14 protein-coding genes are annotated in these 16,316 nt (G+C 64.4%); 8 read left to right on the top strand and 6 right to left on the bottom strand.

Annotated features, from left to right (window positions below):
• Positions 1-33: 33 nt before the first annotated feature.
• Together LB529_RS09345 and LB529_RS09340 are read right to left on the bottom strand one after the other, a co-directional pair.
• Entirely contained in the window at positions 34-1,209 is a 1,176-nt protein-coding gene (locus LB529_RS09345) for an acetate/propionate family kinase (protein ID WP_224710902.1), read from the bottom strand.
• Between the two features lie 61 nt (positions 1,210-1,270).
• Positions 1,271-3,652 (bottom strand): phosphoketolase, encoded by a 2,382-nt coding sequence (locus LB529_RS09340; protein WP_224710901.1) that lies wholly within the window; start codon positions 3,650-3,652, stop codon positions 1,271-1,273.
• A gap of 125 nt (positions 3,653-3,777) precedes the next feature.
• Between LB529_RS09340 and LB529_RS09335 the strand changes: the two genes are divergently transcribed.
• Positions 3,778-4,314 carry a divalent metal cation transporter gene (locus LB529_RS09335; protein WP_411962460.1) on the top strand — a complete coding sequence of 179 codons (537 nt, stop codon included), beginning with the start codon at positions 3,778-3,780 and terminating at the stop codon, positions 4,312-4,314.
• Between the two features lie 355 nt (positions 4,315-4,669).
• Here LB529_RS09335 and LB529_RS09330 read toward each other — a convergent pair whose 3' ends face one another.
• From LB529_RS09330 to LB529_RS09320, 3 genes are all read right to left on the bottom strand, one after another.
• Positions 4,670-5,431 carry an SDR family NAD(P)-dependent oxidoreductase gene (locus LB529_RS09330; RefSeq protein ID WP_224710900.1) on the bottom strand — a complete coding sequence of 254 codons (762 nt, stop codon included), beginning with the start codon at positions 5,429-5,431 and terminating at the stop codon, positions 4,670-4,672.
• A 68-nt stretch (positions 5,432-5,499) separates the two neighbouring features.
• Positions 5,500-6,270 (bottom strand): SDR family NAD(P)-dependent oxidoreductase, encoded by a 771-nt coding sequence (locus tag LB529_RS09325; RefSeq protein ID WP_224710899.1) that lies wholly within the window; start codon positions 6,268-6,270, stop codon positions 5,500-5,502.
• A gap of 95 nt (positions 6,271-6,365) precedes the next feature.
• Entirely contained in the window at positions 6,366-7,199 is an 834-nt protein-coding gene (locus LB529_RS09320; protein WP_224524440.1) for a GNAT family N-acetyltransferase, read from the bottom strand.
• Between the two features lie 464 nt (positions 7,200-7,663).
• On the opposite strand from LB529_RS09320, the gene LB529_RS09315 reads away from it, so the two are divergent.
• Positions 7,664-8,530 (top strand): hypothetical protein, encoded by an 867-nt coding sequence (locus LB529_RS09315; RefSeq protein WP_224710898.1) that lies wholly within the window; start codon positions 7,664-7,666, stop codon positions 8,528-8,530.
• A gap of 130 nt (positions 8,531-8,660) precedes the next feature.
• Here LB529_RS09315 and LB529_RS09310 read toward each other — a convergent pair whose 3' ends face one another.
• Positions 8,661-9,863: an ROK family protein gene (locus LB529_RS09310; RefSeq protein ID WP_224710897.1), complete on the bottom strand. Its 1,203-nt coding sequence runs from the start codon at positions 9,861-9,863 to the stop codon at positions 8,661-8,663.
• Between the two features lie 222 nt (positions 9,864-10,085).
• Here LB529_RS09310 and LB529_RS09305 point away from each other — a divergent pair, with 222 nt between their 5' ends.
• The 6 genes from LB529_RS09305 (at position 10,086) to LB529_RS09280 (ending at position 16,260) form a co-directional block, all read left to right on the top strand.
• Positions 10,086-11,324, top strand: coding sequence for an extracellular solute-binding protein (locus tag LB529_RS09305; protein ID WP_140842000.1), 1,239 nt, complete (start codon positions 10,086-10,088; stop codon positions 11,322-11,324).
• 186 nt (positions 11,325-11,510) lie between these two features.
• Positions 11,511-12,395, top strand: a complete 885-nt coding sequence (locus LB529_RS09300) for a carbohydrate ABC transporter permease (RefSeq protein WP_224707864.1) — start codon at positions 11,511-11,513, stop codon at positions 12,393-12,395.
• Positions 12,395-13,240: a carbohydrate ABC transporter permease gene (locus tag LB529_RS09295; RefSeq protein WP_224630992.1), complete on the top strand. Its 846-nt coding sequence runs from the start codon at positions 12,395-12,397 to the stop codon at positions 13,238-13,240. The genes LB529_RS09300 and LB529_RS09295 overlap by 1 nt, the downstream gene beginning before the upstream one ends.
• A complete protein-coding gene (locus tag LB529_RS09290; protein ID WP_224631187.1) occupies positions 13,237-14,259 on the top strand; it encodes an SIS domain-containing protein in 1,023 nt (340 codons plus the stop codon). Before LB529_RS09295 ends, LB529_RS09290 begins: the two co-directional genes overlap by 4 nt.
• A complete protein-coding gene (locus LB529_RS09285) occupies positions 14,259-15,197 on the top strand; it encodes a PfkB family carbohydrate kinase (RefSeq protein ID WP_224710896.1) in 939 nt (312 codons plus the stop codon). The genes LB529_RS09290 and LB529_RS09285 overlap by 1 nt, the downstream gene beginning before the upstream one ends.
• The gene (locus LB529_RS09280) at positions 15,184-16,260 is read left to right on the top strand and encodes an ABC transporter ATP-binding protein (RefSeq protein ID WP_224626714.1); all 1,077 of its coding nucleotides are present in this window, start codon (positions 15,184-15,186) and stop codon (positions 16,258-16,260) included. Before LB529_RS09285 ends, LB529_RS09280 begins: the two co-directional genes overlap by 14 nt.
• Positions 16,261-16,316: the final 56 nt, after the last annotated feature.

The following is a 16,316-nucleotide window of genomic DNA, read 5'->3' as shown; positions in this document are numbered from 1 at the left end:
GGCGTTCCGCCAATAAGCGGGAGACTGTTCCGCTCAAGCCGCTTCGACGCTGAGCAGTTCTGTCGCCACCGCGCGTTCTTCGTCGGCCGGAACGACAAGCACATCGACACGGGAATTCGCGGCACTCACAAGGTCTTCGCCGCTGCTATTCAAACCGTCGTCCATGGCGACGCCCAGCCATGCGGCAGCCTCGCATATCCGCCGCCGGATCGCCGGCGCATGCTCGCCTACGCCGGCGGTAAACACCAGCGTGTCTAGCCCGCCCAGCGCAGCAGCCAGCGAGCCGATTTCGCGCCCGACCCGATAAACGAACAGATCGACAGCCCGCATTGCCGCCGGATCCTTCGACGCCAGCAGCGTCTGCATGTTCCCGGAGATGCCGGACACGCCGAGCAGACCGGATTTCTCGTAAAGCAAGTCGGTCAGCTCGTCGGACGACAGCTTGCGGTCTTGCAGAAGGTGCAGAAGGACGCCCGGATCGATCGCGCCGCAACGCGTGCTCATGACCAGGCCGTCGAGCGTCGAGAAACCCATGGTGGTGGCCTGGCTTACTCCCGCCTTCATCGCACAAAGGCTCGCGCCACTTCCAAGGTGGGCGACGACGGCGCGGCCACCCGCGCCGGCGCCGTAACGCGTGCGGAGCTCGTTGGCGATATGGCTGTAGGAGAGCCCGTGGAACCCAAAGGACACGATGCCCTGCTCCGATATCTCGTGCGGCAGGCCATAAAGTCTTGCGATCTGAGGCTGCGTGGCGTGAAAGGCGGTATCAAAGCAGCCGACCTGCATGGCGCCGGGCAAAAGACGGTGGGCCAGATCGACGAGCTCCAGGTTGATCGCCTGATGAATCGGAGCGAGTGGCTCGAGCTTGTGCAAGGCATCGAGCGTGGCCTGGTCAAGCAGCGTTGCGCGGGCAAACTCCCGACCGCCATGGACGATGCGATGCCCGACCCTGCTCACGCGGCGCAACAGGCCGCGGTCCGCCAGATAGGACGCAACGGCTTCGAATGCCTCGCCGACGGAGATCGCTCGTTCGCCGAGGCTCCTGTCGAACGGCGGCGTCGTTGCAGTCGGCGCGACATGGAGTCTGGGCCGCTCGCCGATCGACGAGACGCTGCCCCGCATCAGCGGGTGGAGCTCGCGGCGCCCTTGAAAGGCGGCGAACTTCAGGCTCGATGAGCCGCCATTGAGGACAAGGATGACATCAGTCATGTCCGACCGTTCCAGCCACTTTTGCGGGTCGGATCCTGTCGGCCTGGCGCTTCGGCATCGGCTACTGCTCCCATTTCCAGCCGAGGATCTCCGGCATGTCCTGCCCGTGCTCGCGGATATAGGCCCGGTGCTCGATTAGCTTGCCTTCCATGGCCTGTTTCAGCTGGATGTGCGCACCGGCCGGCTCGGGAATGCGGTCGAGCACGCCGAGCACCAGATGATAGCGGTCGAGCCCATTAAGCACGGTCATGTCGAAGGGCGTCGTCGTCGTCCCCTCCTCATTGTAGCCGCGCACGTGGATGTTGTCGTGATTGGTCCGCCGGTAGGTCAGGCGATGGATGGTCCAAGGATAGCCGTGATAGGCGAAGATGACGGGCTTGTCCCTGGTGAACAAAGCATCGAATTCGCGATCCGACAGTCCGTGCGGATGGTGTTCCCTTGGCTGCAGGGTCATCAGGTCGACGATGTTGACCACACGCACCTTGAGGCCGGGAATGTGGCGCCTCAGGATTTGAACGGCGGCCAGCGTCTCGAGCGTCGGCACGTCTCCGGCGCAGGCCATCACCACATCCGGCTCGGCCCCGCCGTCGGTCGACGCCCAACCCCATATGCCGATGCCGGCGTTGCAATGGACTTTCGCCTCGTCGATGGACAGCCACTGCCAGGAATTGGCTTTCCCGGCGACGATGATGTTGATGCGATTCCATGTCCGCAGCACATGATCGGTCACGCAGATCAGGCTGTTGGCATCCGCCGGCAGATAGACGCGCACGACATCCGCCTTCTTGTTCAACGCCACGTCGATGAAGCCCGGATCCTGATGGCTGAAGCCGTTGTGCTCCTGCTGCCAGACATGGCTGGACAACAGATAGTTCAGCGAGGCGATCGGCCGCCGCCAGGCAAGCTTGCGGCAGGCATCGAGCCATTTCGCATGCTGGTTGAACATGGAATCGACGATGTGCGTGAAAGCCTCGTAACAGGAAAAGAAACCGTGGCGCCCGGTGAGCAGGTAACCTTCCAGCCAGCCCTGGCAGGTATGCTCGGATAGAATTTCCAGAACCCTGCCTTCTCGACCGAGATGCACGTCCTCGGGCAGGATCTCTTCCATCCAGGCGCGCTCCGTCACCTCGAAGACGTCCTGCAGCCGGTTCGATGCCGTTTCGTCGGGCCCGACGATGCGGAAGTTCTTGGTGCCTTGATTCAATGCCATGACGTCACGCAGGAAACGGCCCATCACACGGGTCGAATCCGCCTTGACGCCGCCGGGCCGTTCGACCGGGACGGCGTGCTCTTGCAAGGCGGGCAGTTCCAGAGACCGGCGCAGCAGGCCGCCATTGGCATGCGGGTTGGCGCTCATGCGCCTTTCACCTTTTGGCGCGGTAGCGCGGACCGCAGCCACCGGCGCGCCGGCGGCATCGAAAAGCTCTTCGGGCCGGTAGCTTCTCATCCATTCCTCGAGCATCCTCAGATGCGCGGGGTTACCGGCGAGGCCGGAAAGCGGGACTTGGTGGGCGCGCCAGAACCCTTCGGTCTTCAGTCCGTCGACCTCCTTGGGACCGGTCCAGCCCTTCGGGCTTCGCAGCACGATCATCGGCCAGTTCGGCCGCGGCCGCGCGGTCTTCGCGCCGTTACGAGCCGTGTCCTGAATCGCCTTGATGCGGTCGAGCGCATCGTCGAGCACGAGCGCCATTCGCTCATGCATCCATGCCGGATCGTCGCCCTCGACGAACAGCGGCTCGTAACCATAGCCGACGAACAAGGCACGCAGCTCTTCTTCGGGAATGCGGGCGAGAATGGTGGGATTGGCGATCTTGTAGCCGTTGAGATGGAGGATCGGCAGCACTGCGCCGTCAAGCGCCGGGTTGAGGAACTTGTTGGAATGCCAGGACGTGGCAAGCGGTCCGGTTTCCGCCTCGCCATCGCCAACGACACAGGCGACGATCAGATCCGGGTAGTCGAAAGCCGCGCCATAGGCATGCGAAAGCGCATAGCCAAGCTCGCCGCCTTCATGGATCGAGCCGGGCACGTCGGGCGCGGCATGGCTTGGGATGCCGCCCGGAAAGGAGAATTGCCGGAAAAGCTTCTTCATTCCAGCCTCGCCCGGCGCGACGTCCGGATTGATCTCGCTGTAAGTGCCTTCGAGGTAGCTATTGGCAACCATCGCGGGTCCGCCATGACCCGGACCGCAGACATAGATGACATTGGCGTCGCGTTCCCGGATCACCCGGTTCAAATGCGCATAGATGAAACTGAGGCCCGGCGATGTGCCCCAATGGCCGAGCAGCCGCGGCTTGACGTGCTCCAGCCGAAGCGGCTCGCGAAGCAGCGGATTGTCGAGCAGATAGATCTGCCCGATGGTCAGATAGTTGGCGGCACGCCAGTAGGCATCGATGTCGTGCAGTTCCTGTGCGGACAAGCGGTTGGTGCTGGGACGCTCGGTCATTTTCCGACTCCTTCGCTGGTGCCAGACCCACCCGGCTGAAGCTGAACGCTTAAAGGCCGCCACCGGTTCATCACTGGTCGGTGTCAACAACGGACGAGCTTTGATCCATCGCAGATGCCGGTCGTGTGCGACCAGAATTCCAAAGCCCGGTTGTGTGGCAAGACAGCGCCGTCTTGGTTTCAGAGCCGCTGGCGGGCGATTTCGCTTTCGTGCTTTTTTCCCGCCGGCATACTGGGAGTAGGATTGATTGGCGTGCCCGTCCTGGCGGCTCGGCGGCTTACGCGCTGGCGGAGGCCATGGGCTGGCAGGAGGGGCTTGAGCGCAAGGCGGGCGATGCGCGTGGCTTCTATGGCGTCATTGCGGTAAGCATCCTGGCGGCGCTGGCCATCCAATATCTGCCCATCAGCCCGATGAAGGCGCTGTTCTGGAGCGCCGTCATAAACGGCGTCGTCGCGGTGTCGCTCATGATAGTGGTGATATTGCTGGCCTCAAGCCGATCGGTCATGGGGTCTTTCACGTCCGGTTGGCCGATCGTCATGCTGGGGCTGGATCGCGACGGCACTGATGGCCGGGACATCGATCATGATGCTTTTGCCCGGCTAGGGCGTGATGCCGAAAAGTGTGAAGCGGTTTTCGGGCGACATCATTCTCTACCGCTGTGAGCGGCTCATTTTTCGGCGCATTGATCGAGCTCAAATTCTTCCTGTCACAATGGTCATATGTCTTGCAATCAGGCGCTTAAGGTGAATTCCGCTCGATGAAAAATGCCGTCGCGAGACTTGTCGACACGTGCAACGCCGAAACAAGCAAGGGATCGGACTTTCCCACGATCTGGAGAATGTGCTGAAGGCGCACCCCTGCATGCGCGGACAACCCGTTCAGGACAGCGTGGAGAGCGGCCCTATTTTGCGGGTCCCTCTGATTACCGGCCAGTTCCTCGTGTTCCTGGGTTCGCATTTCATCCTGTTATGAGCTGAGTACCAGAGCGTCCCTGTATTTTGACTTTCGCGCTCGCGGTCATGCCTTGCGTTCCTGCAGGATGTTGCCGCCGTCCACGACGAGAACGGCGCCGTTGACATAACTGGCTCCGTCGGACGCCAGGAACAGCACGGCCGCCGCGACTTCCTCGGGGCTGCCGGCACGGCCAAGCGGTGTGTTGCGGGCAGCGACAAGCTCCTCAGGCGTCGAGGCGCCCGTCGCGATCCATCCCGGCGCCACGGCATTGACCGTGACGCCGCTGCGGCCGACCTCCAGGGCAAGCGCATGCGTCAGCCCGATCATGCCGGCCTTGGCCGCCGAGTAGGCGGCCTCGCCTTCATTGGATACGTAAGGCCCCGTCACCGATGCCATGTTGACGACGCGTCCATGGCCGCGCTGCACCATGCCGGCCAGAAAGCCGCGCGTGCTCAAAAAGGCGGTCTTCAGGCTGACATCGATGCCGCGATCCCAATCGCTTTCTGTGAGATCGAGAAACCGCCGCTGCAATGCCGGCTGGGCAACGGTGCCCATCCCGGCATTGTTGACGAGGACGTCGATCTCGCCGGTCTCGGAGCGTAAACGATCGACGTCGCCCGAGAGCGTCAGGTCGGCCGCGACAGCGCGGACATCGTGCCCCTCTCCCCGCAGTTCCGCGGCTCGTTGCTCCACGCGTGCGGATGAAGCGGTGATGGTGACCGAAAGACCGGCCTCGGCCAACGCACGCGCGATCGCCACGCCGATGCCGTCGGCGGCGCCCGCGCCGGTCACCAGGGCCTTGCGGGATTTGCGGAACACGATCATTTGCCCTCCAGGATACAGGCGCCGACATGCCGGCGCGGCCAATCACGGCCGCGACGAACCGAACCGGCTCAATAGCCGGCGCTGACGCCGAAATCGATCGAAAGCGCGGCCCCGGTGATTGGCGCCGCGCCCGGCTGGCACAGATAGTGGATGAAGGAAGCAATCTCCTCCACCTGGATGAACCTTGCTTTGTCCCCTTGCGGATAGTGCCCCAGGAGCCGGCGCTTGTAGCCGTCGGGGTCGTCCGCACCATAGGTCTTGGCCTGATATTCGATCATCGGCGTTGCCGTGTCGCCAGGACAGACGGCATTGATCCTGATGCCTTGCGGGGCGAGTTCCAGCGCGAGAGCCTTGGTCAAGAGCACCAATCCGCCCTTCGAGGCGCAATAGACGGAAGCCCCGTTGTTGCCGACGATGCCGGCGTCGGACGCAATGTTGACGATCACGCCCTGCGCCGCCGACAGATGCGCTATGGCTGCCGAGATCAGGAAGAAGGCTCCCTTGAGATTGACGTCCAGCACCAGATCCCACTGATCTTCCTCGACCTCGCGTGCCGGTCCCTCGAGCCAGACCCCGGCGGCGTTGACGAGAATGTCGATCGCACCGCCCCACTCCCTGGCCTTGCCCACCACGTCGCGGCAGGCAGCGACGGAGCGGATATCGAGCGGCAAGCCGATCGCGCCCGCCCCGGCCGCGGCAATCTTGGCCACGGCGCCGTCGAGCTTGGAGCCGGGAAGATCCGCGAGCACGATCCGCTCGCCGTCGGCGGCGAAACGCAGTCCGGTCGCCAGACCCATTCCGCCGGCGCCGCCGGCGATCAGAACAGTCCTTCCAGCCATTCGATAATCTCCGAAACGCAGCTCGGCAAAGGCAACCACGTCATGAAGCCATGTCGCATGGACCAGCCAGGCAAAACAATGATCTCAGCACGCGATCATCCCAGCTCGAGCGTCGTGACGCCGAAAACCGTCGACTGGTCGTTGCCGGGCTTGCCGCCCTTGTACATGCGTGTCGTCGTGAAGCCCGGAACCATGCCGGCGGCCTGCAGCATGGCGGTGAATTGAACCTGGCCGGCCGGCACGTCGATGTGCAATTCCTCGCCGGCAATTGCATCCGACAGGTCCGCCAGCATTGCCAGGGCCAGGTCCGTCCGATCTGCGAACAGCGGCCCGACCTTGAAACCCTGCCTGCAGCGGCGCGCCACGCCGTAGCCGGTAATGCCGTTCGATCCGGCTGAGAGCAGCGCAATCCGCGGCGGCCGCAGCCACTCGCCAAGGAAGATTTCGCGCAGTGCTGGAAAGCACTTGCGATCGTAGGCGAAAATCTCAGCCGTGTCGCCGGCCGTCACGGGTCTTGTCTTGCCGCCCTCGGGCAAGCCGGATGGACCGCCGCTGTGGCGGACGGTCTCATAGGCAGGCACGAAGCCCATACGCTGGTAGTTGGCCCGCTGCTCGGCCACCCCGTCGAGACCGATGATACGGTTGCCCAGACGCGCCATGCCGGCGTCCCAGACCGCCTTGCCGTGACCTTCGCCACGCCGGTCGGGCCGGCAGATGTAGAGGCCGATAAAGCCAAAGCCCGAGCCGTATGCGACGGCCGAAATGCCGGCCACCATCTCGCCGCCGACAAAGGCGCCGATGAACCCTTGCGGATCGACCGCCCGAAACGCCGCGGCATCGCCGGTGCCCGGATTCCAGCCCTCCTCCGCTGCCCAGCCAACAAGCGTTTCCACCTCGCTGGCGGTCAGCATCCTGATTGTTCTCGGCATCGTTTCACTCAGGGTCGGCCATCACCGACCAGGATAGGCCGCCCTCCTCAGGCTGCAAAGTGCTGCGCGGATTCCTCGTCAACCATACGTTATCGACCGGCGCCGACCGGCGCGGCCGACGCCAAGGCGCATGTATTGGAGACCGTCGCGCTGGCCCGACAGAACGCGGCATCCTCGAAGCGCGGATCCTGCAGGATTGTCTGCGAATCGGCACCAGGGACGAAGCCCGGCCCCGGGAAGCACTCCCCGCAGCCCCGATGGCGCGGAACCTATGCTCGCCTGGCGGGACTCGTCAATTCAACGCAGGAGCTGCGGGCCCGACGGCTTTCCCGAACCGATACAAAGAGTTAGCAGCGAATTCACCGCCTGATCGTTCGTTGTTCCAATGGGCAACTGGACACGACCGGCGAAGACTGGGAATCTTCATTTGTCGTTGCTTGGAATCGCATGGAGTGCCGTAGGAAATGCCGCTGAGCGCCGCAGAAATCGCCCGTCATCCGGCAGCGCTTCGCGGTGTCCAGGAGCAGTCCAAGGCGCTCATCCATATTTATCAAACGAGCCCGCGGCTGGCTGCCGTGTTTGCCACCCAGCAGCGCTGGCTGCTCGCTCATGTCGGCTTGGCTCTGCATTTCCGGCGCGATCCCAACGACCGCCGCACCGACATGACGATGGCGCGTTTCATCGAGGTCGTGCGTCGCAATTCCGTGGCCAGCCGCAACACCGCCGAGGCTTTCGTCAAGGAGATGCTGCACTACAACATCGCCGAATATATTTCGGCCAGCGGCGATGGCCGCGCCCATCCGTTGCGGGTCACGGCGGGCACCCTAGAGACCTTCACCGGCTGGATTTACGCGCATCTGCGAACGCTCGACCGCATAGATGGCGCGAACCGGCTGGAAAACTTCCTCGAGCGACCCGAGATGCTGCCCATCCTGCAGCCTCTGATCGCCGATGGATTGCTGGCCAGCGGCGCAGTGCGGGAGCCTGGGCAGACCTTTTCATTGTTCATCTGGCTAAACAACGGCGGCATCGTCATGGACTGGCTGATGTCCGGTATCGATCCTGAGGATGTCCATCTCGACAGGATACCGACCGGCGTCATCTCGGTCAGGGAATTCGCCCACTGGCTGAAGCTCTCACGCACCCATCTGGCGCGCAAACTGTATGATGCCGAGGCGCTCGGCAGCATCGGCTGGATCGGCCAGCGCGGCCATTCCGTGATGTGGGTTTCGAGGGCTTTCTTCGACGAATACATGGCCGTCCAGGCAGCCAAGCTCGCCGTCGTCGACGAGGCGTTCGAAGCCTGTATCTCAGCTCTGAAGAATCGCTGACCGTTAAGACTCCGCCCGGCGCCGCGCGAGACCGGTGCCCGCGCTGGCGGGCGCCGCGCAGGCGGTCAAGCTCGCCATCATCGACGCGGCTTTCGCCGCAAGCATGACGCAGGCGACGGGCCGACCGCTTCTATCCGGCCTTCAGGATCGCGGAAAAGCGCGGATCGAAGGCCCGGCTGATCGGCTCTGCCGCGGCGCCGACCGCGATCGCCCAGGGATCGGTGGTGCCTAGTTGCAGCCGTGGCAGGCGCCGGACCGGGCGATCCGCGATCGACGGCAGCAGCGGATGCATGGCCCGAAGCAGGAGCCGGGCGAGCGCCTCCGGCGCGCTGGAGGTGAGGATGACGGTTTGCGGATCGAAGATCGTTTCGATCAGATGCACGCTCCAGCGCAGGTCGGACGCGGCTCTTTCGACCCAGCCCATGACCCGCGGATCTTGCGCAAGCGCCAGTGCGCCAAGCGTCTCGTAAAGCCCCCTCTCGGTGGGGTCCAGGCCGAGATGCTGATAGAGCGAGGCCAGCGATGCACGGTGTTCGAGCGGCGTGGAACCGGGGCCGGCCGGCGAAAGCAGCGCCATGCCGACCTCGCCCGCATTGCCGTTGCCGCCGCTGTAGAGTTCGCCATTGAGGATCAGCCCGGCGGCTATGCCGTAACCGACATAAAGGCAGACGGCGTGGTCGACGCCATGCGCCGCGCCGACGATCCGCTCCGCCGTCGCGCAGGCGGCCGCATCGTTCTGCAGGCCGACATCGAGCCCGGTGCCGGCCGAAAGCGCCTCCACCAGCGGATATTGCTGCCAGGCGGGCATCATCCATTTGTTGTCGGGGTTCTTCAGCCCGAACGGTCTCGGCATGGCGACGCCCAGTCCGACCAGCCGCCGCTCGGACTGGACAAACAAGGAAGCCAGCTCGCGCCTGACGCGGTCGACCAGGCCGAGGATGATCCTGACGCCCGCCGAAGGCTCGTCGAACGGCAGTCCCGCCTCGGCGCGCGCGATCACCTTGCCGACGAGGTCGACCACCACCACGCGCGTCAGATGCCGGTCGATCTGCAGCCCGATGGCGAAAGCTCCCTCAGGGACCAGCCGGTAGGGCGTGAAAGGTTGCCCCCTGCCCTTGCGCACCGCATCCAGCGCCACGACCAGGCCATCGCGCTCGAGATCCTCGACGATATTGGAGACCGCCTGCTTGGTAAGCTGCGTCGCCCGTGCCAAGTCGGCGCGCGAAAGCGCGCCGTTGAGCCGCAGCGCCTCGATCATGACGCGGCGGTTATGGGCGCTCGTCCCCTCCTGGTTGGTGCCGCTTTTGGCGCGGATCGGGCTGATATCGTGCACCGTCGTTTCCCCTCTTGACTCCATTAAAGGATTGATCGACTAATTAAGTCAAGCGAATTGACTTAATAGGTGAGACCCGCGCGGTTCTAAAAAAAGACGGCAAAAGCTTCGAGCTCCGCCGCACGCCGTTGGGGATGGATCCGGTCAGACGCGATGCGAATTCGAGAAAGCGGCACAGCCTTGGCCGCCCACTCGCAGCCGTCGAAAATGGGAGAAAGACAAATGCTGAAATCGATCGGTAAGACACTTCTGGGCGCGGTGTTCGTTGGCGGGCTGCTCGTCCCCCACGCCTTTGCTGAAACCACCTTGAACGCGCTCTTCATGGCGCAGGCCGCCTATAGCGAGGCCGACGTGCGCTCGATGACGGAGGCCTTCACCAAGGCCAATCCGGACATCAAGGTCAATCTCGAATTCGTTCCCTATGAAGGCCTGCACGACAAGACCGTGCTCGCCCAAGGATCAGGCGGCGGCTATGACGTGGTGCTGTTCGACGTCATCTGGCCGGCCGAATACGCGACCAACAAGGTGCTGGTCGATGTCTCGTCGAAGATCACCGATGACATGAAGAAGGGCGTTCTGCCCGGGGCCTGGACCACCGTCCAGTATGACGGCAAGTACTATGGCATGCCGTGGATTCTCGACACCAAATACCTGTTCTACAACAAGGAAATCCTGGAAAAGGCCGGTATCAAGGCGCCGCCGAAGACCTGGGAAGAACTCGGCCAGCAGGCCAAGATCATTCAGGACAAGGGCTTGCTGAAGACGCCGATCGCCTGGAGCTGGTCGCAGGCCGAAGCCGCCATCTGCGACTACACCACGCTGGTCAGTGCCTATGGCGGCGACTTCCTCAAGGACGGCAAGCCCGACTTCCAGAACGGCGGCGGCCTCTCGGCGCTGAAATACATGGTCGACAGCTACAAGTCGGGCCTGACCAATCCGAACTCCAAGGAATTCCTGGAAGAGGATGTGCGCAAGGTCTTCGAGAACGGCGACGCCGCTTTCGCGCTGAACTGGACCTACATGTACAACATGGCCAACGATCCGAAGGACTCCAAGGTCGCGGGCAAGGTCGGCGTCGTGCCGGCGCCGGGCGTTGCCGGCACCAGCGAGGTCTCGGCCGTCAACGGCTCGATGGGGCTTGGCGTCACGGCGGTGTCGAAGCACCCGGACGAAGCCTGGAAATATATCGAGTTCATGACCTCGCAGGCGACGCAGAACCAGTATGCCAAGCTGTCGCTGCCGATCTGGGCCTCGTCCTATGACGATCCGGCCGTCACCAAGGGCCAGGAAGAGCTGATCGCCGCCGCCAAGCTCGGTCTTGCCGCGATGTATCCGCGCCCGACCACGCCGAAATACCAGCAGCTGTCGACGGCGCTGCAGCAGGCGATCCAGGAATCGCTGCTCGGCCAGGCGACACCGGAAGACGCGCTCAAGACCGCTGCCGAAAACAGCGGCCTCTGATCTGGCGTTCCTCCACGCGGGCGGCCTCATCCACGAGCGCCGCCCGTGCTATTTCTAGAGCAATTCCAGGAAAAGTGTGAAGCGGTTTTCCGTCCGGAATTGCGTCAAAACAAAGAGATAGAGCGGTTCGCCGTTTCCGTGAAACGGTGAACCGCTCTAGCCGGATGACAGGAGAGAGGCGCTCTGATGTCGGGCACCTGGATGACGACGCGCGCGTGGCTGTTGATGCTGCCGCTTCTGATGATCATGGTGGCCGTCATCGGCTGGCCGTTGGTCGATACCGTCAGGCTTTCCTTCACCGACGCCCAGCTGGTCGGCACGGCGGGCAACTACGTCGGCTTCGACAACTATACCAAGATGCTGACCAGCTCGAACTTCACCCGCACGCTCTCGACCACCACCTGGTTCGCGGTTATCTCGGTCGCCGCCGAGATGGTGATCGGCGTGCTTGCGGCCCTTCTGCTCAATCAGGAATTCCGCGGCCGCGCCGTGCTGCGCGGGCTGATGATCCTGCCTTGGGCGCTGCCAACCGTCGTCAACGCGACGCTCTGGCGGCTGATCTACAATCCCGAATATGGCGCGCTGAACGCGGCGCTGACGCAGCTCCATATCATAGATGATTACCGCTCCTGGCTAGGCGAGCCGGGAACGGCCCTGGCGGCGCTGATCGTCGCCGACTGCTGGAAGAATTTCCCGCTGGTCGCGCTGATTGCGCTCGCCGCCCTGCAGGCGGTGCCGCGCGACATCACCGCCGCGGCACTTGTCGACGGCGCCGGCCCGCTCAACCGCTTCCGATTCGTCATCCTGCCCTATCTTGCAGGCCCGCTGATGGTGGCGCTGGTGCTGCGCACCATCGAGGCCTTCAAGGTCTTCGACATCATCTGGGTCATGACGCGCGGCGGCCCGGCCAACAGCACGCGCTCGCTGTCGATCCTCGTCTACCAGGAAGCCTTCTCCTTCCAGCGCGCCGGCTCCGGCGCCTCGCTAGCGCTGATCGTCACCCTGCTCGTCACCGTGCTCGCCGTCGCCTATGCGACGCTGGTCAAGAAGACCGCGGGGAGCGCGGCCTGATGGAACGCAAGAGCCCTGTCTTCACCGCTTTCGTCTATGCCTGCGCCATCCTGCTCGCCGCGGTGGTCCTGGCGCCGCTCGCCTGGCTCTTCGTCATGAGCATATCGCCGGCCGCCGACCTCGCCGCCAAGCCGCTGCGCTGGTGGCCGCAGGCGGCCGACTTCTCTCGTTACACGCAGCTTCTATCGAGGGTCGAGAACAGTGCCGGCGCCGCCTTCACCGCATCGCTGCGCAACAGCCTGGAGGTCGCCGGCATGGCGACGCTCGCCGCTGTTGTCCTTGCCGTGCCAGCCGGCTGGGCCGTTTCGCGAACGCCTTCGGTCGGCTGGTCGCTTTCGATGGTGATCGCCACCTACATGCTGCCGCCGGTGGCCCTCTCCGTACCGCTTTACATGGGCCTGTCCTATCTCGGCCTGCTCAACAACGTCTTCGGCCTGGCGCTGATCTATCTGACGATCCTCGCGCCCTTCACCACCTGGCTGATGAAATCGGGTTTCGATTCCATCCCGCGCGAGATCGAGGCGGCGGCCATGATCGACGGAGCGGGGCTGCTCCAGACCTGGCGCATCATCACCTTGCCGCTGGCTGCGCCCGTGGTGGCGACATCGGCGCTGTTTGCCGTGCTGCTTGCCTGGGACGAGTTCTTCTACGCCCTGCTCTTCACCTCGGACCAGCGGGCAAAGACGCTGACCGTCGCCATCGCCGATCTCGCCGGCGGCCGCATCTCCGACTACGGACTGATCGCCACCGCCGGCGTGCTTGCGGCCTTGCCGCCGGTGCTGATCGGCCTCGTCATGCAACGCGCGCTGATCTCGGGCCTCACCAGCGGCGGAGTGAAAGGATAATCATGACTGCTCAAGAGAAACGCCCGGCAGGGCTCGTCGCGATCGACCGCGAGATGGCGCGCCAGCATGAGGATGCGCTTGCCTCGTTCGACAGCAATCGAGAAGTAGCTGCCGAGATCGCTGCCTCGATCAGCAAGAACGGCAGGCTCCTCCTGCTCGGCATGGGCGCCTCGCATGCCGTCGCCCGCGCAGTCGAGCCGCTCTATCGCGCGCACGGCATCGACGCCATCGCGCTGCCGCTGTCGGAGCAGCTCGGCCAGCCGCTGCCGCTGACCGGCAAGACGGTGATCGTCACCTCTCAATCCGGCGAAAGCGCCGAGGTCTTGCGCTGGTTTGCCGAGACCGGCGATCGCACGGAGACCTTCGGTCTGACGCTCGAGGCCGGCTCGTTTCTTGGCCGTACGGTGCCTTGCCTCGTCGGCGCCGGCGGTAGCGAGCTCGCCTTTGCCGCGACCCGCAGCCTGACCGTGACCTTCGCCCTGCATCTCGCCATCCTGACTGCGCTAGGCGACGATCCCGCCGGCGCGCTCGCCGGGCTCAAGGCGCCCCAGACGGTCGAGATCGATGCCGCGCTCGCGGCGCTCAGGATGGTCACGACCATCGTCACTTCTGGCCGCAAGCTTCAAGGCGTGGCTGAAGCCCTTGCGCTCGGCTTCACCGAACTGTCGCGCCTGCCTTGTTTCTCGCTCGAAGGCGGTCAGTTGCGCCACGGGCCGATGGAGATGCTGGGCCCAAGCATTGGCGTCGTGCTCTTCCGCGGCAACGACCCGACCGCCGACCTCGTCACCGCCATGGCCACTTCAGTGGTCGAGACCGGGGCCCCGCTGATCGTCTTCGACGCTTCGGGCAAACCGCCGGTCGCAGGCGCCGTCACATTGAGGTTCAAGCCCGCGTCCGGACTGGCGGCGATCTTTGCCATGCTGCCGGTGGCGCAAAGCCTGATGATCGCCTTCGCCGATTCCCGCGTCGAGAATGCCGGAACGCCGGTGCGCACCACCAAGATCACCAGGAGCGAGTGATGCGGCCGCTCGCGGTGATCGGCAACGTCAACGTCGACCTGATCGTCGGGCCGGTCGCGCCATGGCCGAAGGCGGGCACGGAGACCGTCGTCGACCACGACGACCTGCGTGTCGGCGGCCAGGCCGGTAACACGGCGCTTGCCTGGCAGGCGCTGGGCATCGATTTCGAGATTGCCGCCAATCTTGGCGACGACCAGTTCGGGCGCTGGCTGCGCGAGGCATTCGGGGGCCGCGCCGCGAGATGGCCGGTCCACACGGAGGGCACGACGCTGTCGGTCGGCATGACCCATCCGGACGGCGAACGCACCTTCTTCACCACCCGCGGTCACCTGCCGCGCTTCAATCTCGACGACGTGCTTTCGGTTCTGGACGGCAAGCGGCTTTCGGGCGGCTACGCGCTGCTTTGCGGCTCCTTCCTGACCGACGACCTCACGCGCCAGTACGATGCTTTTTTCGATTGGGCGGAGGCACACCGCATCGCCGTCGCGCTCGACACCGGCTGGCCGATGGATGGCTGGACGGCGCAAAATTGTGCCGCGGCGCGCGCCTGGCTGTCGCGTTGCGAGCTTGCGCTCTTCAACGAGGTCGAGACGACGACGCTGGCGGGGTTGAAGAATCCCACGGACGCGGCACGCAAGATCCGCGACGGCATGAAAAGAGCCGCGACCGTGGTCGTCAAGCGCGGACCCGAGGGCGCGATCGCTATCGGCCCGGACGGCCAGATCATCGATGCGACCGCGCCACGCGTCAACGTCGTCGACACTATCGGCGCCGGCGATGTCTTCAACGGCGCCTTTCTGGCGGCGCTTGCTCGGGAGCACGCTCTGGCACGTTGCCTTGCAGCGGCTGTTCAGGTGGCATCGCGGGCCATTTCCACCCTGCCCCGCGATTATGGCGGGCCGATTTTCTTCGAGGAAGCCATCCATGAGCGCGCTTGAAATCCGCGATATCCGCAAGAATTACGGCAGCGTCGAAACGCTGAAAGGCATCGACATCGCGCTCGAGAACGGCGAGTTCCTGGTGCTGCTGGGCTCCTCCGGCTGTGGCAAGTCGACCTTGCTCAACATCATCGCTGGTCTTGCCGAGGCGACCAGCGGCGACGTGTTGATCGGCGGCCGGTCCGTGCTTGGCGTGCATCCGAAGAACCGCGACATCGCCATGGTCTTCCAGTCCTACGCGCTCTATCCGAACCTGACGGTGAGCCGCAACATCGGCTTCGGGCTGGAGATGCGCAAGGTTCCCGTCGCCGAGCGCGACAAGGCGGTGCGCGAGGCGGCGAAGCTTTTGCAAATCGAGAACCTGCTCGACCGCAAGCCCGGGCAGCTCTCCGGCGGCCAGCGCCAGCGCGTCGCCATCGGCCGGGCGTTGGTGCGCAAGCCGCAGGTCTTCCTGTTCGACGAACCGCTCTCCAACCTCGACGCCAAGCTGCGGCTCGAGATGCGCACCGAGTTGAAGCGCCTGCATGAGATGCTGCGCACCACGGTCGTCTACGTCACCCACGACCAGATCGAGGCGATGACGCTGGCGACCCGCATCGCCGTCATGCGCGACGGTCGTGTCGAGCAGCTCGGCACGCCGGAAGAGATCTACAACCATCCGGCGACGCTCTATGTGGCAGGCTTCGTCGGCGCGCCTGCGATGAACATGCTGGAAGCTTTTGTCGAGGACGGCAAGCTCGCCATTGCCGGCACAGATGCGCGGCTGGCGCTGCCGGCGCACTACGCCAACGCAGGCCGCGACGGTGCTCAGGTCATTGTCGGGGTGAGGCCGGAAGCGCTCCGGCTGGGGCCGGGCAGCGGCGCCGATCTGTCACTGCCGGTCGAGATCGACGTCGTCGAACTGACCGGTCCCGAACAGGTCACCACGGCCCGGATCGGCGCGCAGAACTTGACGGCGACCTTGCCGCCGCGCGCCCGCGTCGCCAAGGGTCAGCCATGCGCGTTCGTCTTCGATGCGGACGCGCTCCGCCTCTTCGATCCGGCTACCGGCAAGGCTTTCTGAGCAATCGACCGCCTTCCGCCCGCATGGCCCGATCGATAGTCGAGCCGGGTCAGCTC

The organism is Mesorhizobium sp. CA5 (genome assembly GCF_020165105.1).
Classification (GTDB): Bacteria; Pseudomonadota; Alphaproteobacteria; order Rhizobiales; family Rhizobiaceae; genus Mesorhizobium.
Note: the sequence above shows the minus strand (reverse complement) of the source record. Positions and strands in the feature narration are given on the sequence as shown.